Here is a 20,500-nt window from a genome sequence, read left to right as displayed (position 1 = left end):
GTCTCTCTGGTCTCATCTAAATATTGAAACTATGCTTTCTTTGGGGGTTTTGTGAGTGACGTAACAGGTGCTCGTGGTGAGTTCAGTGTGGGCTTCAGCATGATGCGGGACGTTAATGGGAAACCTTTGTTTTTTGTGAGGCACTTGGGTGAGAAAGCGAATTTACTTGATTTTATGGTAAACTTGCTTGACGGGGATGAACAAGAGACTGGAGAGTTTTTTATGATCCAAGTCAAATCAACAAAGGCAGCAAAATCAACAGGAAGTATCCCTGCTAGATTCAAAGCTGCTGAAGTAAGTGCTGCACATAGTCGGAAGGTTCCTGTTTACCTTGTGGCTGTTGATGATGCGCCGGGCCGTAATAGAGAAATATTATTTATTGCAATTGATAAAAATAGACATGCTGGTGTTTCTCTCGTGCCAAGACTGCACGATCTCAATTGTGATGTGACGCTGGAATCGCTACGTGACGAGGTTCGAGCACACCATGCGAGCAAACTTGATAACTTTGTATCTAAATTTGGGGTCGATAAATGACTAGCCCTGTGCGCGTGGAACGCGCCAAACTTGCTGTTTCGCTTGCGCTTGCCTATAAAGACTTCGAGGTTTATAGAGATGTACGCGCTGGTGAGCATTATTTCGATATAAAGGCTGAAAAGCTTGTTGGAGATAAATATGACACCTTCTACGTATTGATCGAAGTGGTGCCGAATACGCCTAGATTTAGTATAAAGTTGGCAAGTGAGACGAGGCGATTGTCAGAAGTCGTAAAGCGACCTGTTTATTTTGTAAGGATAAAGGACAATGCTGCTGAGGTGATGCTTGATCCTAGGCTTCAAAAGCGAGTTCTATTCCCGGCTACAACAAGACTGCTGGACATGCCAGACTTTGGCCCAAGTCTATAATAACCGTAAATTCTCTAGCCTTGGGCAATTGCAGGCAGCTACGCGATTAATCAAATTCAGTGAGAGGCACCATGCATCAAAATTTAACGGAAGAGGAGATGCGCCAAGCGCTTTTTGGATCTGCCGAGAAGACAGCCAGCGCTACGCAGAATCATCAAGCCCCAGCCAAGGCCAAGAGTAAGATGTCAAAGTCTTATACGCCAGGGCTTACGGTGGTCTTACACGTCGGTAATGATTTTGAAGGGCAGAGGTTTGAGTTTATATACCAAGCAGACACGTTGAGTTCCCTTCTGGCTCAGCAAAACGCTTTGAAGGTAGCAAGAAAGAAATATCGATACGCTGAAGTCGTCTCGGTAGCACCTATGTAGGCTGACGACCAATTCCTGCGATTGGGCTGCTGACTCCTCCGGGAGCGTCAGATGGCCACCGCAGTCAAAAGCCATGTGCTGATTTCTAATCTTCAGCCGAGACCTTTCCGTTCTGCTCCTTGTAGCGTAAGGACTGAGCTTGACTCGATGGGATGAGCAAGAATTTTTGCAACAATCCGAGCAAGGCTTTGTTGCCCTGCCACCACCCGCGAAGGTGGTTTCACAGGGGGCCGAGGGTCTGAACAAGCTCCATCAGCTCGACTAGGGCCTCCCTCGCAACCACAGTAGCTTCTTCTCCTGCTGATTCCGCCTCAACCAAAGCGACGAGCGATACGGCACCTATGCCTAGGACGTCCGCCAGCCCCACGATTGTGGAAAGAGACGGCGAATACTGGCCTCGTTCGAGCATGCGGATGTAACGCTCGCTGACGACCGAGGAGAAGTCCTCCTGGGTCATTCCCTTCAGCAACCGCAGGCGCTTGAACGCTAGGCCGAAAGCCAGGTTGTTCTCCATTTTCGCGTGCTCAAAACGGAGCATTCAACACCTTGCGCGCCTCCCCGAACAGGAAGTATGCTTCCGATCATTGTTACCGGAACAATACTTCCGGTGCGACAGTGGCGCCGATCTGCCTGCATCGTGCCCGCTCGCAGCCGCCCTGATGAGGTTGGCCAGGGCGCACGCAGAGAGGCCGTTTGATGATCCATTCAGGACCTCACCAAGGAGGCGGTTGTGGAAAAACGCGATGAAGATGAGCTGATAGGTCGATATTCCGAGTTGTTTAGGCAAAGCGCGCAAAACCCTGTTGGGGTGCCCTATTGGGGTGTTCAATGCGATGTAGGCTGGTATCCCCTAATCGATAGGTTGTGCTCGAAAATCCAAGGCAGGATTAATAATCTCAAATCCCCAGAAGTGACAATCATACAAATCAAAGAGAAGGATGGAAGCCTGAGAGTCAGCTACCACGGTGGTGATGATTACATTGCAGGCTTGATAGATATGGCGCAGGAGTTATCCAGTTGCATTTGTGAGGTGTGTGGCTGCTCTGGAGCTAAAAAGAAGCTATTACTCGGCTGGATTAAAACGCTATGTGAAAGCTGCGAGAAAAAATTAAACGAAGGGATATAGATAATGCTCCTCACTCATCCTGCTGCGCTTAAAAAGTCGTTTATGAATGATAGCAAACATCACGAGTGGCGGTTCGTGATTTTAGGATTCAACAGTCCTTGGATTCATGTGACCCAGACTGTTCTGAAAAAAGGCAAAGCAGTAGAAAGCAAAACGCTAATAGTCACTGATCCGTGTGAATTGCATAATATGCATAAAAGTATTAGTGCGGAAGTGTGCTATGAGGAGGCGTATCTCATAACCTCAGCTCACATCAATCAGTCGTGGGGATGCAATCAGAACTTGCTGAAGCAAATAGACCGAGTTGTCGAGCATACAGAGGACCACATCAATATCTACCATGTCTACACGGTCGACAATGGCAGAAAACTGCTATCGAGTGCTCCGCTCGTAGAGCCGGATAGCCGCAGCGTTACGACCCTCTATGAAGCACCTGTAGAGGTTGCGCGCCGCTGGACTCAGCAAGAAACAATATGCAATACCCGCCGATTAGAAATTCTGCGTGCTGCGTCAACGCTACATGGTGGGGACCCAGACGCTGGCTTTTGTTGGGCCTTTGAAAGCATTAATTGCTTGGATGGGCAGCGCCCAATAGATATGACTACAGATCAACAGTTTGAAAAAGTAATACTTTACGTAAATGAACTTATTTCTAATCAGGCAGTAGCCAGTTCGTAATCCGCCATCAGGAGCAAGTATGCAAGCCCCCCAGTTGATTCTTGCAAATCACCAGGATGCGGTTAAAATCGCAGTGGACAGACTCAACAAGCTGTGGAAGGTGAGAGATCGATCGCCTCTGTTTATGCTTCGTAGTATTATTTCTTCGCCTAGGCTAGCTGACGTATACGTGAAGGGCTTTTGTCCTGATGGACTCCGGAGGGTTGCGGATAGCTACCTTTGTGATCATACCTTATTGGGGGATCTTCCCCAGGCAACCTTCGGCATTGAATTGAGTAGTTGGCGGAGTCTAAATTTGCCGACACTATTACCCAATGAAATTCGAAATCATCATACTGACATTATTCGGTTACAGATCTGGCCATTCGACCCCAACAGTTTAAGCGAAGAACAAATGCGTTTGGCGGTCGCTGTGAGCTTTACTGATCTTGAGTTTTTTGAAGAGTCAAGACTCTCCGGCTCGGTGGATTACCTCCTTGAGGCATTCAAAATCGACAGTGAGTTTAATTACAGGGCTCGCCGATCAGAGCTTGTCTGAGTGTTGCCGCTGACCGAAAACTGACCCAGTTTCGCCCATTGTGCTGACTGAAAACTGACCCAGGTGTTCCACTGTACCTGCTCAATTTTTGAGCAGGAGAACACAGGGTGATCAGCATGGAAATGATGGGCAAAATTCGGCGGATGTATTTCCGCGACAAGCTGTCGTTGCATGAGATAGCCAAGCGCACCGGCCTGTCGCGCAACACCATCCGAAAATGGGTCAGAGCGTCGGAGTCCAAGCAGCCGGTTTATCAGCGTCGAGCCGTGTTCAACAAGCTCAGTCCCTTTCACGAGATGTTGGAGCAGGCGCTGCGGGCTGATGCCTTGAGGGCCAAGCAACATCGTCGCAGTGCCAAGGCGCTGCTGGCCATGATCCGCGCTGAAGGCTATGACGGCGGCTACAGCCAGCTCACTGCCTTCGTTCGTCATTGGCGCGGAGAGCAAGGCAAGGCGGTACGGGCATTTGTGCCGTTGGCGTTCGCATTGGGCGAGGCCTTCCAGTTCGATTGGAGCGAGGAAGGCCTGCTGATTGGCGGTGTTTTCCGACGTGTCCAGGTCGCGCACATGAAGCTATGTGCCAGCCGAGCCTTCTGGCTAGTGGCCTATCCCAGCCAAGGGCATGAAATGCTGTTCGATGCCCATACCCGCTCATTCGCCGCCATGGGCGGCGTGCCGCGTCGCGGCATCTACGACAACATGAAAACGGCGGTCGACAAGGTCTCCAAGGGTAAAGGCCGCACGGTCAACGCTCGCTTCATGGTGATGTGCTCGCACTACCTGTTCGACCCGGACTTCTGCAACGTAGCGTCCGGCTGGGAAAAAGGTATCGTCGAAAAGAATGTCCAAGATAGTCGGCGCCGCATCTGGCTGTCTGCCTGCGACAATACTTTCCATAGCTTCGAAGAGTTGAATGCCTGGCTTGCCCAGCGCTGTCGGGCTCTGTGGCACGAGCTGATCCATCCGCAGTACAACGGCCTCACCGTTGCAGAAGTCTTAGAACTGGAGCGCGTCGAAATGATGCCGATGCCGACGCCTTTCGACGGTTATGTAGAGCGCACGGTTCGCGTTTCCAGCACCTGTCTGATCAACGTGGCCCGCAACCGCTATTCAGTACCCTGTGAGCGTGTTGGCCAGTGGGTCAGCAGTCGGCTCTATCCCTCGCGAATCGTCGTGATTGCCGATGATGGTGTGATTGCCAGCCACGAGCGCCTGTTTGATCGCGATCAGGTCAGCTACGACTGGCAACACTATATCCCCCTCATTGAGCGTAAACCGGGAGCCCTACGCAATGGTGCCCCGTTTGCCGACCTACCCAAGCCACTACGCCTGCTCAGGCGCGAGCTGCGGCGGCATCTACAGGGTGATCGGGTCATGACCCAGGTCTTGGCCGCCGTGCCCGTCGCTGGCCTGGATGCTGTCCTCGTAGCGGTTGAGCTGGTTTTGGAATCTGGCAGCCTGAGCGCTGACCACATCCTCAATATCGTGGCCCGTCTGACCGCCCGTGAAGCACCACCCTCGGTCGAAACCAACCTGCAACTGAAAGTTACCCCTATCGCCAATACCGCGCGCTATGACCGGTTGCGCAGCACAGATGAGGAGGTGCGCAATGCGTGATCTTACAGAGGAACTCAAAGACTTACGCCTGCACGGCATGGCCACTGCCTGGGCAGATCTGGCCGCACAAGGTGAATCCACCACCGCCTCATCGAAATGGCTGATCGAGCATCTCCTCGATCAGGAACACGCCGACCGGGCAGTGCGCTCGGTACATCATCAGATGAATATGGCGAAACTGCCCATGCACCGCGATCTGGCTGGCTTCGACTTCGGTGTATCCAGCGCTGATGCCCGGCTGATCAAGGAACTGTCCACTCTGACCTTCACCGACACAGCTCAAAATGTGGTGTTCATCGGCGGCCCTGGCACCGGTAAAACGCACCTCGCCACCGCCCTGGCGGTGGCCGGCATCACCCAACACAACAAGCGTGTACGCTTCCACTCCACGGTCGATCTGGTCAACCTGCTGGAGCGTGAGAAGCACGAGGGCAAGACAGGGCGTATCGCCCGAGGACTACTGCGTGCAGATCTGGTAATCCTTGATGAGCTTGGCTACCTACCTTTCAGCCAGAGCGGCGGGGCCTTGCTGTTCCACTTGCTCTCTAAGCTTTACGAGCACACCAGTGTGATCATCACCACCAACCTCAGCTTCGCCGAATGGTCGAGCGTATTTGGCGACGCCAAGATGACCACGGCCTTGCTCGACCGATTGACCCACCACTGCCACATCGTCGAGACGGGGAATGAATCGTACCGCCTGCAAAACAGCACCTTAGTGGCCAAGACCAAGATCCAGGCGAGGGAGCGCAGGCGACAGGATATCGAGGAGGCGGAGGACGACCCGTTTTGACCTCTTTGGGCTGGCCTTGCTGAGTGCAGGGTCAGCACTTTTACGACGCTGTCGACTGCTAGGCTTATCCACAATTGCCGGGGTCTAAATCGGCAAGCAGCCCTGGGTCATTTTTCAATCGGCAGGGTGGGTCAATTTTCAATCAGCGCCGACACTCATGCGGATCAACCAGCGGCAGGTTGAAGCCTTTCACGCGGTTATGCGTACGGGATCGATGACAGGTGCCGCGAACCTGATGTCAGTTACCCAACCCGCTGTAACGCGTCTAGTCCGAGACTTTGAGGAAGCAATCGGGCTGCCACTATTCGAGCGTAAAGGAAGTCAGCTCATTCCGACCCCTCAAGCGGTCGCATTGATTCCTGAGGTTGAGCGGTCTTTCATTGGGCTAGACCGCATAGGTCGACTGGCCGCCGGGATTCGTGAGCACACCGCAGGATCGCTAAGGATTGCGGCGATGCCTGCCGTTGCTAACACGCTGCTACCTCGATTCTTGTCTCAATTCCTACCGGATCGACCAAATTTGCAGATCAGCATCCTCGGTGTTCCATCGCACCAGGTTGTTGAGATGGTATCCGCAGGTCAGGTTGACATTGGCTACGCAGAAGGGCCCTTGAACCCTCACGGTGTAGAGATGGAGGCCGTGGAAATGGATGCGGTTGCTGTAATGCCCACCGGCCATCCAATGACCAAATTGGAAGTAGTGAGCCCATCAGACTTTGCAGGAGAGCGATTTATCTCCATGCGGCCAGGGTCCTTGTTCTCATCGGGGGTGCAATTGGCTCTTGCCCAAGTGCCAAGGGTGGCCCGCCTTGAAGCGAGCTTGACACACACGGCATGCGCTCTTGTGTCGCAGGGTTTGGGGGTCAGCATCGTTGACCCGCCAACGGCTATAGACTTTGCAGGAAAAGGACTGGAGGCTCGACCTTTGTCCGTAAAAATTGACACGGGCTTCCTTGTGATCAGATCCAGCAACTCAGCTCAGCAGGGCCTTACCCAGGAATTTTCTGACCAGTTCCTCAAATTTTATAGAAGTACAGATGTAGTGGTCTACTAACCCCGGACACCCATTTAGGCGAGAATGCTCGCCACAGAGAGGTGTCTGATGACCAAGCAACGCCGTACCTTTACCCCTGAGTTCAAGCGCGAAGCTGCCTGCCTGGTGCTCGATCAAGGCTACAGCCATGCCGAAGCGGCCCGTTCGCTCGGCTTGGTCGAGTCGGCACTGCGCCGATGGGTTAATCAGCTTCAGCAGGAGCGCGGCGGCGTTACGCCGGCCAGCAAAGCGTTGACGCCAGAGCAGCAAAAAATCCAAGAGTTGGAAGCCCGGATCACGCGCCTTGAACGCGAGAAATCGATACTAAAAAAGGCTACCGCGCTCTTGATGTCGGAAGATCTCGAGCGTACGCGCTGATCCGCCAGCTCAGCGATCATGAGCCCGTTGATTGTTTGTGCGAAGTGTTTGAAGTCACTCGCTCAAGTTACTACGCACATCGTCACAGAAGGCGAACTCCGGACGTTGAACGACTGCGGTTGCGCAGTCGAGTGAATGAGTTGTTCACGCGAGGTCGAGGTGCGCCCGGCAGCCGTACCATCAAGGCAATGATGCAAGAAGAAGGTGAGCAAATCGGGCGGTTCAAGGTACGCAGCCTGATGCGTGAGCTGGCGTTGATCAGCAAGCAGCCAGGATCACATGCGTACAAAAAGGCCACAGTGCAGCGGCCAGATATTCCGAATACCTTGAACCGAGCGTTTGATGTCGAAGCGCCAAATCAGGTCTGGTGTGGAGACATAACTTACGTCTGGGCTCAAGGCAAATGGCACTATCTCGCAGTTGTACTGGATCTCTACGCACGCAGAGTGGTGGGCTGGGCCTTATCAGAGAAGCCGGATGCAGACTTAGTCGTCAAAGCGCTGGACGTAGCTTACGAACAGCGTGGAAAGCCTCAAGGACTACTGTTCCACTCCGACCAGGGATCGCAATATGGCAGCCGTCAGTTCCGCCAGAGACTGTGGCGCTACCGCATACGCCAGAGCATGAGCCGCCGAGGCAACTGTTGGGATAATGCACCGATGGAGCGAGTCTTCCGCAGCTTGAAATCAGAGTGGATACCGACCACGGGCTACCTGACCGGGCAGCAAGCTCAACGAGACATTGGCCAATACCTAATGGGCCACTACAACTGGATCCGGCCTCATCAGTTCAACGATGGACTAGCTCCAGCGAAAGCAGAAGAAAAACTCAAAACCGTGTCCGGGATGAGTTGACCACTACAAGACATGCTGGATCTAGAGGGATCAACGAGCGCTAGGGATTCTCCGATCAAGTCAGCACAGGCCGTTCGGCCTGTGCTGAAATAGCCCTCCGTTCAACCCCCCACAAGCCTTTTCCATGAGCCAGATGAGCTTTTCCGATTCCGAGTACGCCGGTAATCGCAAGCAAACCTGCCGTGAGCGTTTCCTTGCCTAGATAGAGCAGGTCCTACTGTAGAGCGGTTTGGTGGCAATGATCGAGCCGCATTACCCAAAGGCCGGTGGCGTTCGCAAGCCGTAGTCATGACTTGCGTGTGTAAATGTCAGTAATCACCGCCTGCGACTGATGCAGTAAAGTTTTGCAGTCGTGAGGAAATTTTTGTCCGTGGACGAATGAGGGGCGAGAGACATCTCGTTCAAAGCGGACTTTTAGCGAAAGCCCTGCCCTTCATAAATGGTACGCGGGGCTTTTTGCTTCAGTCCTAGAAATATGGACTTAACCTCTGTAGTGGGTGTTGATGTGTAAGCGGCCAGCCAAGTCATCTTCCGAACTCCAGCATTAAGGGAGATGGTTTCCGCGTATCTTCAAGCGGACGCGATCACCTTTATCATCAGGATTTCCATGCGCCAACGAAGCTATCGGCCCCCGGCGTCACCGAAATAATCATCCTTTGCGACTAGACCGAGATTATCGGTGAGATCCTGGTCGTCCTCGCTGAACAGATGTTGAGTTCGCCGTTCCTGCCTTAGGTAAGCCAATGTTTGGAAGAAGCAATTCTCGCAAAGGTGTAGTTCGTAACGCTGCCCATCATGGGCAGTGTCATAGCCCCAATGTGCTTGTAGGGTGCCGAACTGATGCCCGCCAGTATCCAAGCGGGTGGAGCAAAGGCATACATCGCACACGACGTCTGTAACGGCCTCGACTTCGACTCTTCCGGTTATTTTCATAGCTGACTCCTACAAACGCCTCTCACCTTCACTTTCAGCATACATCCTCTAGGTCGGAGCGTAGGCTAGCCATTGTAGTATCCACTGTGTGAATCCCTAGCCGATCTCTACCGGTCATGCTCATGAAATGTGGTGGTCAATTCCATGCCAATGGCTAGTCAGATCGAATGCAATTGGATGGTCGAGTCTGCGCAATACCCCAACCACGCAAGTGAGTTGGCGGAACGCTTACGTTGATGTCGCTGATGTCGTCCAGCACCTCCTAAAAGGGCACATCATCGTCAAAAGCGGGTGCTGTTAATGCATTCCATGGCGGTGGTGTCGGAACTGGATGAGTTGGTGGGGGCGCAGCGGGAGGTGGCGGTTCGTCAGGTCTTTGGGTTGCCCAGCCACTGAAGTCAGCATCACCCGAATGCGGAGTTGGTGACGCATCAGCAGCACGAATCAGCGTTGGCATGGAGATGCTCCCACCAAAAACGATTGCCGTCTGCCGGGGCAAGCCCGCTATACGGCGGATTTCTCGCCGATCGGCCCACTCACTGGCTGACTGGATCGCCGCAAGGTCCTTTTCAGAGGTCAGTCTGAAGGACACCCAGTTATTGCATTGAGAAAGAACGGTCGGGGAAATTTCAGAGGGTCGTTGTGTGCTCAGCCACAGCGCAAGGCCGAACTTCCTGCCTTCTTTGGCGAGTCGTTCGTAGGCCAGTGAGTTTTCACCTGCATCGTCACCAGAACCGATGGGGCGCAGGTAATGGTGTGCCTCTTCCAGAACGAGGAGGGTTGGGATTTTGTTTTCCTGTCCTCTGCGGAAAAGCTCGTAAGCGTAAAGCTCCAATAGCGACCCCAGGATAAATGGGGTTAGATCATGTGATAAATGACGGAGGTTAATGATGTGCACCCGCCATGGCACATCCCGGCCACCAAAGATCTGTTCAACCAGGTTAGTGGATTCTTGCGCCCAATCGAGCGTTGTCCCGGTCCCCCTACCACCCTCTACATCAACTACGGCGCGGAACATGGGATCTTCAGCGAAGCGATTGATTCGTGTGATGAGTGGTGAGACGTTCGAGTAACTGAAGGCGTTTCGTTCTGGGCCCCTGGCAGTGGGTTGAATCCCGTGACTTTCTGCTACCAGCGCAGCGAGGGCGGCCATATTGGGCCACTCCGTAGCTGTGCCCGCTTGGCCACTGCGGATCTGCTGAATCCGGCCATCAGCATCAGCGGCGCCTCCTTGACGGCAATCATCGAAGAGATAGGGCACCGTGTCGCTCGCTAAACCTGCCCCTTTGAGTTGGGGAAACCAGCGTACTTGGTGGAGGTGTTCCAGAGCGAAAGTTAGCGCTGGTCTCTGCGTTTTTTCGCTAGGAATTAGCAACCTATTGAGGCCATGGCGCCCCAGTGCGTAATAGGGGATTTTGAAGGCGTCTGCCCCTGGCCCACCGATGGTTGTACATCTAACGGAGCCTTCTGGAAGCTCAGGAATGTCGAGAGCAGCTTCGTACTCACCGTTGATGTCGAAGACAACGATCCTCGCACTGGGTAGGTTGACGATCTGCTGGAGTACTGCCGCTGTGAAGCAGCTCTTACCTTGGCCAGAGCTGCCCAGAACTGCGACATGCCTGGAGATCAAGTTTTTGAGCCCCACATTCAAGCTCCCGCCGCCACGTAGGTCATCACCAAGCTTAATCGGAATGTCGTCTTGGTCGTCACAGCACAGGATTGCTGCTAACTCTTCAGTACTTAAAGGGAAGGCTTCAGCTCCGAGTGGAGGGGTGGCGAGTGAGTCGCTGGTGAAGCGCGCCTTGCCTTGCTCTCTGGAGAGGCGCCCAACAACTGCGCCTGAAATGTTGCGCAAAGGTTCGGTTTGATGAGTGCTAGAACCTATCCCCAACCGATGCGCCTCACGAGGCTCATCAAAGCTGAGAGATACGACCTTCATCACCAAAGCGCGACTACCTGCATCCAGCACCAACAGACTACCGACCTCAGTCACTGACGATATGCCTTGAGCATGCGACGCTAATTGGCCTCGGTGCATATCGAGTAAATTAAGTGTGACATCTGAGCCTTCAATCCGGACCACATACCCAACAGGAAGGCGCCCTCTCATAGCTCCCCCCTCTGTGCAGTTACCTGCTCTTGAGGCTCTCGCTCGTCCCTAAGGGCTTTCTCAAACTTGCGCATGTCCTCGTCGTAGATGAGAGGGTCGGGGAGATGGCGTGCCAAGGAATCGATATACGCGAAGTCCGCACCACCGCCCACCACGGTGATACGTGGATTCTTAAGGGAAAGTAATTTCCGCAATGCCGGGGGCAGACGCTCATCAGTTGGATCACCATTAAATCCGGATGAGTAAATAACCAATTGGAGCGTGGGGTTGAGAAGCGCCGACCGAATCAGCCGGTTGATATGCTCATCTCCGAACCCATAGCCACACAAGATCAAGCAACTCTGTGGCTTGGACATAAACTCCGCAAACCTGCGGAAAAGCTCGCCCAGGACGTAGCCAATGGTGTCCATGTACTTCGCGGCTCTTGGCATTACCATCAGGCCGAGGTCCGAGCCATCTCGTTCGTTCATGAACGCTGCAATGCGTTGATGAGCAAGGGGCGCAGACACCTCAAAGACTTGGCCACTTTCCTCCTTCCAGGTCAGTGAACCATGCAATTTGGCGAGATAAACGTTGTAGACGCCGAATCTAGCCTCGCCCCTAGCTTGGGTGTTTCGAAAGCCTAGGTCGAAGCTCTGCGGAGAGAAGCGCCTGGTGTGCGTACCTAGGAAGCCATTTGAGACCTGAAGATCAATGGACTCAGCTGCCCACTCGATAGCCAGGTCGTAATTTGTGGTGAACACCCAAGGGGACGATTGACCCGGTTGCCGAGCTGAAACTAGCTTCTGGAGAATCGTGCGCTGGCTTGCGAGACCCTCGTCGTTTGACTCAACCCCACTAGGAGAGAGCCACCACTCCCGGTGGAGCAAGGCCGCGCTGACGACAGATCTGAAGAGCGCTGCTTTTACGTTCTTAAGCCTACTGAGTTTGCCCTCCAACTCTTGCTCACCCGGTTCGTAGTCAATTGGATTATCTCCGAACATACCCATCTGCCTGGTCCAATCGGACAGGGCGATTTCGAGGCTATCGATCAGGTGCTCGAAGTTAGGTGTGGCGGGCTTAGGAAGGGCGGTAGCATTCTCAGTGATGAATCCATGCTCAACCATCCAGGCTGCTTCTTCAGGCGATGTCCTGATGAAGTCAGCCCATAGCGCGATCATCGTGAGACCGCCAGCGGCTACTGATGATCCTGCGCCTAGAAGCAGGCCGACGTTTTCTAGCCTGAGAAGCGAGGCCAGATATGCCTCAAGTTCAGTTTCATCCGATAGAGCAGTACCACCACGAATTGCGGCAAACGGCATCCTGACCTCCGAAAAAACGCTGGACCAGTCCCTTTGCGCCCCATGCAGCCCGGGGCGTGGAAGGCTTCATGGAGGCTACTGAATTGCCATCACACTGTCCACATCGCTATCGGTATGTATGAAACCGGCTTCGCCGAATTATCCGAGGGTCTATTTACTGTAGCTGCTATGCGTGTTCGACCCTCACCCTCAATGAACAGCTTCATGATCGACCCGCCACGATCTCGACGATCAGAAGGTTAGACAATCGCAGGTGTTCTCACAGCGGCTGGGTTGAAGGCAGCCTCGGACGACAGACCGCTCTCAGAGTATGGTCGTCCACGACAAGGCCTGATGCCATCCAATTTGGCTCCTAGAGGTATAAAAAAGATTCGGGGATTCGAGACTAGCTGGAAGAGCTTGATGCTAGATGGCAAAATGCCGCCAGACCATCAGAATCAAAGACAAGGACGCTTCAAAAAATGGCAGTTGCGATCAAAAACATCTTGGAGGCATTTCAACCTGCTAAAGAGATTTCTGACCCAGAAAGGTTCTCAGGTAGAAAAAAACAACTAGAGCAGGGTGCGGAGCTATTGCTTTCCTGCGACCATATTTTCATCCATGGGAACCGGGGTATTGGTAAGTCCTCTCTGGCAAGGCAATTGGCAATAATTGCCTCAGGGAAAAATGACTTACTAAAATCTATCGAATCTGATTTGGTTAATGAAACATTTGACTTCGTCACATGCTTTTTTGTCCGGGACTCATCTGTTCGAAACATCAACCAGCTACTCTACAGATTGTTAATTGATGAGTCGGCGCTGGCCCAGTGGTCTGGCTTGCTTGGCCTCGACGAAGTGGGCGTGTATGAACTAGAAGGTGAATTGAATCCCAAGTTGGTTTCTGATTTCTGGCAGCGCGTCTCGCTAATTTCTGCGCTCACCGAAAATGGATTGGCAATTTTTATCGATGAATTTGAGTTGATTGATGACCATTCCGGGTTCGCATCGCTCATCAAAGCAAATCCTGCAAAATGTGTATTTGTTGTTACAGGGATTGGTAAAACCGAGCAGGAATTGGTTAGAGATCATGAGTCAATCAAGAGGCAGCTCAGTACTGGTACTCTTCGAGTGCCAAATATGACTGAAGAAGAGTTGTCTATAATTATATCAAAGGCTCAAGACTACTTATCGAACGAAATAACTTTTGAAATTGAAGCAGTCCAAAATCTTGTTAAGCTAGTTAGTGGCCATCCATACCTGCTCCATCTTATTGGGAAGCAAGCATTAAGAGTTGCATTTCAAAAAAAGAAGTCATCAATTTCGCAGGACTTGATTGATGAGGCCCTCCAGCAGATTGTCACAGAAAGCATTGATAGCTCATTGGAGTCCAGGTATCTAAAAACAATTGGTAGTTCGAGGGTGCGCGAGAGGTTTCTTCGAATTATTGCCCTTCAGAAAGATGATGTGGTTAGTACGGGAACCATCTATCCTGAAGCAGAAGCCCAAGGTATTGATAATCCTCCATACTGGCTTGGCGAACTTCAAAAAGAAGCATATGGATCTGAGTTGGAAAAGGTCTCCGATCAGTACTATAAAATTACCGACCCTCTTTTCAAAGCTTACATATCTGCGACACCCGCAAGGCTTGAGGCGGTGACAGAGGCGGAGCCTGAAGAAATTTCAGATATGAGGTTGTCACTCGTTCATGTCTCTGATTTGCATTTTGGCGCCAATCACTACTTTGATAGCCTACCAATTGCCGGTGATCATGTTCCAGAAGCGGACAAACCTTCGCTTCAAAAGTATCTGATAGATTCGTTAGCGCAAAGTTATGGACCTGCGGACTTCCTGGCGGTCACAGGGGATCTCACTCAGATGGCACTCACATCGGAATTCAGAAAAGCTTCAGCGTGTATCACCAGCGTGGCACAGAGCCTTAGCGGCGGTGTCAGTAATTGGTCAAAAAATATCGCGATAATTCCAGGCAACCATGATGTTAACTGGGACATGAAGCGAGCCGACCCCGAAGCTCGTTACGCTGGATTCACCCCATATATTAGATTCAGGAACAGTTTGGGGTATAGTATTGACAATCAAGTTGAGCCTGAACGACTTTATGAGGTTCATGATCTTGTCGAGAAATGGAACTGCGTCATTGTTGGCTTTAACTCATGCGTTTTGGAAGGGCCAGACGATCATCGAGGATATATCGGGGAAAGTCAGTTCCAAAACGCTTTAGAGGAAGTCAATGCATTGTGCAAGGGTACTAAGCCTCTAAAAATAGCGATGCTGCACCATCATCTTATTCCAGTTGATTCTCTAGAGGCAAACATCAAAAGGCCGGAGTACATACTGCAAGATGCGGGATATATAAAGTCAGAGCTTCTCCGAAATGGATTCAATATAGTTCTGCACGGACACAGGCACCATGGTCACGAGGAGTTAATTAACCAACAAGGAGATGGTGGTGGGCAGCTATTGATTGTAGGCTGCGGTAGCACTGGAGTTAATATTAATGAGCGTGGATCACAGGCGATTCAATACAATAGATTGAGCATTCGACGAAAAAAAGGTACTGATAACGTAGTGGTGTCAGTTGCACGGTACATTTTTGACTCTAACCGCCGAAAATTCTACCAGTCAGAAGATCACAAGGTGAAGACTTTTTCGCTTGCTCTATTGTAGTTAAGCAGAAAGCTAGGCTTGGTACGAAAAGAGATGTCGCAAAAGCCGCATGGTGCAAGCTAGTGAGACCAAAGCGGCATTTCTTTTCGCGGGCTTATGAAGCCGAAGGTTAAGGGAGGTTCGATCACAGCGGTAGGTTATCAGGATAGTCAGTTGAGGATTTAATCTCGACTTTGGAGCTTCATGATTTCATCCTCAAGTACTGCTATTGTGCTTTGGAGTCTTGAGATGTCGCCTTTTAGGCTGTTGATAACTTCCCTGTTGTTGATAGCCTCGCGCATGTAATAGTCGCGGGAGGATGCTGTCTGTTTGTTGGTGGCCATAAGGGACTTATTACTTGCTCTAGCATCTTCTAGCTGAGTGAACCAGTAGAGGATCTCCATTTTGCTAAGCTCTAAAAGCTCATCGGGCGACTTTATACTGGCTCTGTCAGTTATTTGACTCTTTTCGGCCTGTTCTCTTGCTGCTTTTATGCGATCTAGCTCGTTCCTTGGCCATTCTCGCTGATAAATTGTATTTCGGTGAACATTTGCCAGTTTTGCCAGTGTTGCAACCTTGGCGGGTAGTGAAAAGTCCTTTTCTATTCGCACCAGCGCCTCGTTTAAGCGGAAGGTCACAGCGTCGAAATTTTCAGAGTTTTTGTTATCGTAAGGTGCTGAACTCATATAGATACCTCCCTGCCAAGCTTTCTCAGTACACCTTCAGCTTCAGAGATTGCAAGTTTTAATTGTGCAATTGAGTCTGCTACTTCACCAGAAGCTCTCAAATCAGGGTAAGGTTCAGTTGAATCACCTTCGATTTTTTTTAGTGCAAGTGAGTTCTGAATGTAAACTTCAAGCCACTTGGGAGCATTCGCCTCGGTGACAACCGCGTTCTTACATCGATTCGGATTGCACCGTAGCGAGCCAATGCAAGGAAGTGAAGCATCATGCTCTTCCGACGCACCGCCGTAACAGTAACCTTGGCCAACATTGATAACCGCAAAATTCATTTCAGCCATTCGATCAAAGATTTCATCTTTTGAGTAGCCAGCCTCTAAATAACCTTTGAAATAGGCTGCCAAGCGACTGCGGTGCGCATCTGCGTTATCGCCAGCATATCCGCCATCTGGATCGCATGCATTGACGATGAACTCTCTCTCTGCATCAAAGCGTGCAGGTGCGTCTCTGCCTCCCCCCGAGACCAATGCATCACCGATACCGCCGTAGTCGACTGTAACCGTCTTACGGTGACGCTGTTCCACCTTGCTAACCAAGTGACCAAAATGCTTTAGCTGGTAGGAAATGAAGGGTAGTCCCACCGCCGCTCTGAACATCTGATTTGCTAGTGAGTGCCGCAACGTATAGGGCGAGAAATCGAGGCTTTCAAATTCTTCGAGTGTCAGAACCTTCATTAGAAATGCTTGGAGTTGGTGCCCCAGGCCACAACCACTAACCGAATTAGCTTCTTCTTGCTTAGAAGGTTTGATTGTGTTCATGTTCGTGATTAGAAACGGATTCTGCTTGAATCTGTTTAGAATACGTAAGGCCTTCACAGCGTCAAGAACAGCGGGAATTGCCACCCACTTGTCCTCGAACAGATTACCGTACGCCTCTCGACCCTTAAAGACAGTACTAACAATAAGCCAATGACCAAATACGTCCCTTGTCAGGCAATCCTCCGCAAGACAACCCGCAAGTTCTGACGGGCGCATGCCAGTGTACTGGGTGATTGTATAAATGGCGCTATTGTTGATGTGTGTTATGTACTCGTAAAATTCGTTGTTAAGCTGAGTGTTTGTAAGTTTAGTGATGGCTTCCTTGTCTTTAAATTGACCTGGCATGAGCGGGGACCAGTAATTTTGATCCATTTTATAAAGGAATGGAATTATCTGCCTGCCACTGTATCCGCGTGACCCCATCCGTACTGAGACGTAAATGTCATAGGATCTTCTCGTGAGTTTAACTTTTTTTGCTTCTTCGTAACTGGTAAGGTTAACGCGGTTCAGAGTTTCAGTGTCGGCAATATTCTCTTGTAATGCCTTCAAGAAATCCACTACTGCAAAGGATGCTGCACGAGTACATTTTTCAAATACTTTATTTGGAAGCCATTTTAGCTTTTTTCTGGTTTCCTTGTTGTTCAGTCGATTGCTTTGCCAGCTTAAACTTTCCAGTTCGACATGAGCTAACGGGCCCGCAAGTACGTTTTCGAGCATGAAGTCAGAGCGGAGAATATTAAACCCCTGCATTGTGGCGCTGCGAAAAGAGCGTTTGAATAGCCTGGCCTCTATTTCATAATCATTTTCTGTGAAATCTGAAAGGCTAAAGTATGAGTTTTCGAAAAAATCCTCCCCTTGCTCCAAGCGCTTGCGCTCTGACATTTGGTCAAAGAATGGAATGGTGGATTTAAATATATCAAGAATAGTGTGCGGCTTGTAAGATTTAGGGGAGGCCCTGATTCGTAGAGCGCCAGGTATTTCTAAGACGCATAGCATGGCCATTTTTATTTCGAAAAGAATGGTAGCGTTGAGGCTGGTGTATGCCGCAAAGTCAATTCTGGATTTTGCGCCTTGGATATCTCTGGCTAGGGCGGTGGTCCCGTCGTCAAAATCCCAAACAGAATCCTTTACTCGACTCTTTTTACTGACTGGAAGGTCCATCAGCGCCTTCATCAAGCTCAGGGCATTTAAGCCACTTTCGGAATGATCTACGGTTGTGATGATCTCACTGCCCAGATGCCGAAGAAAGTGATGTCGCACGGACTTAATTTTACGAACTAAGGTCTCAAAATTCATCAGAGTATTACCCCTTCAATTAAGGGGCTGGTGATGACGTGCTCTGACAGACGCTCTGCTTCATCAAGCTGTTCTGCACTAAAACCCTGCTCTGAGGGTGTAAGGATACTATCCAATATCTCAAGGTTTTCTTTGATAATCGCGCCGTAAGGAGTCTGTGCAATCGTGCTTGTTGCCATCATGGACTGATACTCCAGACGCATTGCGAAAAGTTCCGGCAGGTGTGACGATGTAATAATCGAGTTGCTGCACGAAAGGCACTTATTCAATAGTGAACAGGCACTCCCTTTTTTGTAAGTGGGAAGTTTTTTGATTTCGTCAGGGGGGTCATATACATTTCGACATTTAATCAGTCCATTGCTAATGGCGATTGAAGTGCTTAGGTTGTCTGCCGAAGAGGTTTCGTTCGAAGGCTGCTTTTTCGGTGGCTCTTGGGAAACAGCCTCTTTGTGTATTTTTGCAAGCGCAGTCTCAAGAATGTCTCGCGCAGTCTTGCTAAATTCGAGCTTGTCGAGATACTGTATGGTAGTAGACAGGGACTTATGGCCGAGAATAACTTGAATCTCTCGTAGAGAAACTCCTTGTTCAATAAGTTCGGCGACCAAGCTTGGCCTAAGTCGAGACGCTGATATGTTCAGGTCGCTGCCATCTTCATTTTTTAGTTCGTTGTCGCGTGCAAACTGATTCATTGCTAAATTAATAACAGTGGAGTTCTCGAAGGACTTTATTGTGCCTTGCTCATTCTGTTTTCTGGATTCATAAATGAATAGTTTGCTTTTAGTGTTTTTGTCTGCGCGGCTCCGGATGTTGCGTGTCAGAAAAATAACTTCCGCGAAGATTTCTTTTACTTCTTTGCATTGATTGACAGTCAGCCAAGTCATGTCCGCTTCAATTAAGTCTAAGTGCAGCAGTTTTTCTCCGTCGGAGCGCTCTTTCCAGTAACGAAGATACGGTCTTTGGGTCAGCTCATGACGTTCTACAAAGTCTTCAACGTTCAATGATTTTAGGGAGTCGGCATTGAGGCCTGTAATCTGAGCAAGCCGAGTAATGTACGGAGCCATGTGTCGAGATGTGACTTGATAGATTACACCCCAGCTCTCATATGTTCCGACTACGCCTAAGCCTATATACTGCATAATTCTTATAAAGCATTTTTCGTATTTGTTGTTGCGGCTCGCAGCTCCAGGACCGATTATCTGACAGCTGAGTTTATTTTCGAAGATCCAGCGAGCGTTTTCTAGAGATACAAACCCCCTCTTTAGCTCCCCATCGTCACCGACCGGGTCACACCCTCCGCCGAAGGGAACATAATCCTTTGCAAGATTGTTGAGCTTTACTCGCTCGTTGTTGCACGCCTGCTTAATTTGATTGCGTAATGAGGAAGGGTAGGGGCTGTATTCTTCTGTCTTACGATGCGTCTTGAACCCTTCGATATCAATGAAGGTCGTCAGCCCGAGTCCTTTGATTTTGATTGCACGCTTGTACATTGAGCGCACAGCAGAGAGCAATGAGTCGGCAGTGCCTGTAGAGAGACCGCTATTTTCTATTTTGCCAACAAGGAATTTTCGAAAACTAATAAGGTAGTTGGCGCGAAAATACTCACGTGTGTCCTCGCTCCCTGTAAGTCCATTTTCTTTAAGGTGTTCTATAGTATATCTAAATCCCTCACTATAGTTAAATTTTGTGGAGTCCGATCCGCTTTTCATGGAAGCAGCTGAAAATATATGAAGTAGTTTCTTGAACGGAAAATCAGGGGCGTCTGCAATCAGGTCTTCGTAGGAAGATACAGGGATATCTCTTAGCTCAAGCAGTAGCTTTCTATAGGATAGTTTTTTCGGCGAAACTAGCTTTTTTTGTTTAGCTTCAGTTTCTCTGTCGGCAACAGTTTTATAATCAGTTTTTATTACACCTAGGCTTTTTAGGTCAGCAATTATCCAATCGTAGGTCTCAGCGACCAATGGGAAATTCGCACGTGCCCATTTCAGGTTTTTCATCCCTTCCATCTTGTAAAGGCTGGCTTTGGAGGCAATAATCTGGCCAAAGATTGGGATCTCTTTTTTCTCTGTTTCAGAAAGCCCCTCATACCAAAGCAGCAGTTTGCGACGCCACTCGTTAGCTATAGAAGGATGACCGAGAACCACGATGTTCTCATCTATCATTTTTTGGAGAACAGTGTTGATGATATCGGCCCGTGACCGGTACACATTTTCCTCACAGCCTAACTCTCGTTTGAGATAGGTATACGCTAAGCAGGGAGGCCCTTTCTGACCAAGCTGAACAGTAAGTAATGACTGCCGACTTTTTCTGACTTTCTCTGCCCAAGACTCAATCGACAGAGTGATGACGTCGATATCACGCTTAGCTTGCTTGGATACGTCCACTTGTGGAGTTATATCCAATGAGTTTAGGCCGGGTTCGGACAGCATCT

17 protein-coding genes are annotated in these 20,500 nt (G+C 50.3%); 10 read left to right on the top strand and 7 right to left on the bottom strand.

Going from position 1 to position 20,500, the window contains the following annotated elements:
- Positions 1–51: 51 nt before the first annotated feature.
- Both GEV39_RS22400 and GEV39_RS22395 read left to right on the top strand, forming a co-directional pair.
- A complete protein-coding gene (locus GEV39_RS22400; protein WP_173891259.1) occupies positions 52–537 on the top strand; it encodes a DUF4365 domain-containing protein in 486 nt (161 codons plus the stop codon).
- Positions 534–905 carry a hypothetical protein gene (locus GEV39_RS22395; protein WP_173891258.1) on the top strand — a complete coding sequence of 124 codons (372 nt, stop codon included), beginning with the start codon at positions 534–536 and terminating at the stop codon, positions 903–905. Before GEV39_RS22400 ends, GEV39_RS22395 begins: the two co-directional genes overlap by 4 nt.
- Positions 906–1,493: 588 nt before the next feature.
- Here GEV39_RS22395 and GEV39_RS22390 read toward each other — a convergent pair.
- Entirely contained in the window at positions 1,494–1,811 is a 318-nt protein-coding gene (locus GEV39_RS22390) for a helix-turn-helix domain-containing protein (protein WP_082916832.1), read from the bottom strand.
- A gap of 192 nt (positions 1,812–2,003) precedes the next feature.
- On the opposite strand from GEV39_RS22390, the gene GEV39_RS22385 reads away from it, so the two are divergent.
- From GEV39_RS22385 to GEV39_RS22355, 7 genes are all read left to right on the top strand, one after another.
- Entirely contained in the window at positions 2,004–2,399 is a 396-nt protein-coding gene (locus tag GEV39_RS22385; RefSeq protein WP_173891257.1) for a hypothetical protein, read from the top strand.
- Between the two features lie 3 nt (positions 2,400–2,402).
- A complete protein-coding gene (locus GEV39_RS22380; RefSeq protein ID WP_173891256.1) occupies positions 2,403–3,077 on the top strand; it encodes a hypothetical protein in 675 nt (224 codons plus the stop codon).
- Between the two features lie 19 nt (positions 3,078–3,096).
- Entirely contained in the window at positions 3,097–3,615 is a 519-nt protein-coding gene (locus GEV39_RS22375; RefSeq protein ID WP_173891255.1) for a hypothetical protein, read from the top strand.
- A gap of 116 nt (positions 3,616–3,731) precedes the next feature.
- Complete coding sequence (istA, locus tag GEV39_RS22370; protein ID WP_166525001.1) at positions 3,732–5,231, top strand: IS21 family transposase; 1,500 nt, start codon at positions 3,732–3,734, stop codon at positions 5,229–5,231.
- Complete coding sequence (gene istB, locus GEV39_RS22365; protein WP_064328547.1) at positions 5,224–6,024, top strand: IS21-like element helper ATPase IstB; 801 nt, start codon at positions 5,224–5,226, stop codon at positions 6,022–6,024. The genes istA and istB overlap by 8 nt, the downstream gene beginning before the upstream one ends.
- Before the next feature lie 157 nt (positions 6,025–6,181).
- The gene (locus GEV39_RS22360) at positions 6,182–7,078 is read left to right on the top strand and encodes a LysR substrate-binding domain-containing protein (RefSeq protein ID WP_218581699.1); all 897 of its coding nucleotides are present in this window, start codon (positions 6,182–6,184) and stop codon (positions 7,076–7,078) included.
- Positions 7,079–7,126: 48 nt separating this feature from the next.
- Positions 7,127–8,289 (top strand): IS3 family transposase gene (locus tag GEV39_RS22355; protein WP_173888027.1). Its coding sequence is split into 2 segments (ribosomal slippage): positions 7,127–7,382 and positions 7,382–8,289, totalling 1,164 coding nucleotides; the frame shifts between segments, so codons are not numbered across the junction.
- 621 nt (positions 8,290–8,910) lie between these two features.
- On the opposite strand, the gene GEV39_RS26265 is transcribed toward GEV39_RS22355, so the two are convergent.
- The 3 genes from GEV39_RS26265 to GEV39_RS22340 form a co-directional block, all read right to left on the bottom strand.
- Positions 8,911–9,222, bottom strand: a complete 312-nt coding sequence (locus tag GEV39_RS26265) for a hypothetical protein (protein WP_223998009.1) — start codon at positions 9,220–9,222, stop codon at positions 8,911–8,913.
- A gap of 262 nt (positions 9,223–9,484) precedes the next feature.
- Positions 9,485–11,332: an anti-phage-associated helicase HerA gene (gene herA / locus GEV39_RS22345; RefSeq protein WP_173891254.1), complete on the bottom strand. Its 1,848-nt coding sequence runs from the start codon at positions 11,330–11,332 to the stop codon at positions 9,485–9,487.
- On the bottom strand, positions 11,329–12,633 hold the full coding sequence (locus GEV39_RS22340) for an SIR2 family anti-phage-associated protein (RefSeq protein WP_173891253.1): 1,305 nt from the start codon (positions 12,631–12,633) through the stop codon (positions 11,329–11,331). Before GEV39_RS22340 ends, herA begins: the two co-directional genes overlap by 4 nt.
- A 461-nt stretch (positions 12,634–13,094) precedes the next feature.
- Between GEV39_RS22340 and GEV39_RS22335 the strand changes: the two genes are divergently transcribed.
- The gene (locus GEV39_RS22335) at positions 13,095–15,299 is read left to right on the top strand and encodes an nSTAND1 domain-containing NTPase (RefSeq protein ID WP_173891252.1); all 2,205 of its coding nucleotides are present in this window, start codon (positions 13,095–13,097) and stop codon (positions 15,297–15,299) included.
- 161 nt (positions 15,300–15,460) lie between these two features.
- Here the strand turns inward: GEV39_RS22335 and GEV39_RS22330 are convergent, their stop codons facing one another.
- Genes GEV39_RS22330 through GEV39_RS22320 form a run of 3 tightly spaced genes read right to left on the bottom strand, consistent with a single transcriptional unit; the run spans position 15,461 to position 20,498 of the window.
- Entirely contained in the window at positions 15,461–15,964 is a 504-nt protein-coding gene (locus tag GEV39_RS22330; RefSeq protein ID WP_173891251.1) for a hypothetical protein, read from the bottom strand.
- Positions 15,961–18,072 carry a site-specific integrase gene (locus tag GEV39_RS22325; protein ID WP_173891250.1) on the bottom strand — a complete coding sequence of 704 codons (2,112 nt, stop codon included), beginning with the start codon at positions 18,070–18,072 and terminating at the stop codon, positions 15,961–15,963. The genes GEV39_RS22330 and GEV39_RS22325 overlap by 4 nt, the downstream gene beginning before the upstream one ends.
- Complete coding sequence (locus tag GEV39_RS22320; RefSeq protein ID WP_173891750.1) at positions 18,072–20,498, bottom strand: tyrosine-type recombinase/integrase; 2,427 nt, start codon at positions 20,496–20,498, stop codon at positions 18,072–18,074. The genes GEV39_RS22325 and GEV39_RS22320 overlap by 1 nt, the downstream gene beginning before the upstream one ends.
- Positions 20,499–20,500: the final 2 nt, after the last annotated feature.

This window comes from Pseudomonas sp. NY5710 (assembly GCF_013305665.1).
Classification (GTDB): Bacteria; Pseudomonadota; Gammaproteobacteria; order Pseudomonadales; family Pseudomonadaceae; genus Aquipseudomonas; species Aquipseudomonas juntendi.
This window is presented reverse-complemented; position numbering and strand designations above follow the sequence as displayed.

Bases quoted from the DNA above. Each gene is read 5' to 3' on its own strand.
- GEV39_RS22395 (WP_173891258.1), top strand. From the start codon at position 534: ATGACTAGCCCTGTGCGCGTGGAACGCGCCAAACTTGCTGTTTCGCTT.
- GEV39_RS22390 (WP_082916832.1), bottom strand. From the start codon at position 1,811: ATGCTCCGTTTTGAGCACGCGAAAATGGAGAACAACCTGGCTTTCGGC.
- GEV39_RS22380 (WP_173891256.1), top strand. From the start codon at position 2,403: ATGCTCCTCACTCATCCTGCTGCGCTTAAAAAGTCGTTTATGAATGAT.
- GEV39_RS22375 (WP_173891255.1), top strand. From the start codon at position 3,097: ATGCAAGCCCCCCAGTTGATTCTTGCAAATCACCAGGATGCGGTTAAA.
- istA (WP_166525001.1), top strand. From the start codon at position 3,732: ATGGAAATGATGGGCAAAATTCGGCGGATGTATTTCCGCGACAAGCTG.
- istB (WP_064328547.1), top strand. From the start codon at position 5,224: ATGCGTGATCTTACAGAGGAACTCAAAGACTTACGCCTGCACGGCATG.
- GEV39_RS22360 (WP_218581699.1), top strand. From the start codon at position 6,182: ATGCGGATCAACCAGCGGCAGGTTGAAGCCTTTCACGCGGTTATGCGT.
- GEV39_RS26265 (WP_223998009.1), bottom strand. From the start codon at position 9,222: ATGAAAATAACCGGAAGAGTCGAAGTCGAGGCCGTTACAGACGTCGTG.
- herA (WP_173891254.1), bottom strand. From the start codon at position 11,332: ATGAGAGGGCGCCTTCCTGTTGGGTATGTGGTCCGGATTGAAGGCTCA.
- GEV39_RS22340 (WP_173891253.1), bottom strand. From the start codon at position 12,633: ATGCCGTTTGCCGCAATTCGTGGTGGTACTGCTCTATCGGATGAAACT.
- GEV39_RS22335 (WP_173891252.1), top strand. From the start codon at position 13,095: ATGGCAGTTGCGATCAAAAACATCTTGGAGGCATTTCAACCTGCTAAA.
- GEV39_RS22330 (WP_173891251.1), bottom strand. From the start codon at position 15,964: ATGAGTTCAGCACCTTACGATAACAAAAACTCTGAAAATTTCGACGCT.
- GEV39_RS22325 (WP_173891250.1), bottom strand. From the start codon at position 18,072: ATGAATTTTGAGACCTTAGTTCGTAAAATTAAGTCCGTGCGACATCAC.
- GEV39_RS22320 (WP_173891750.1), bottom strand. From the start codon at position 20,498: ATGCTGTCCGAACCCGGCCTAAACTCATTGGATATAACTCCACAAGTG.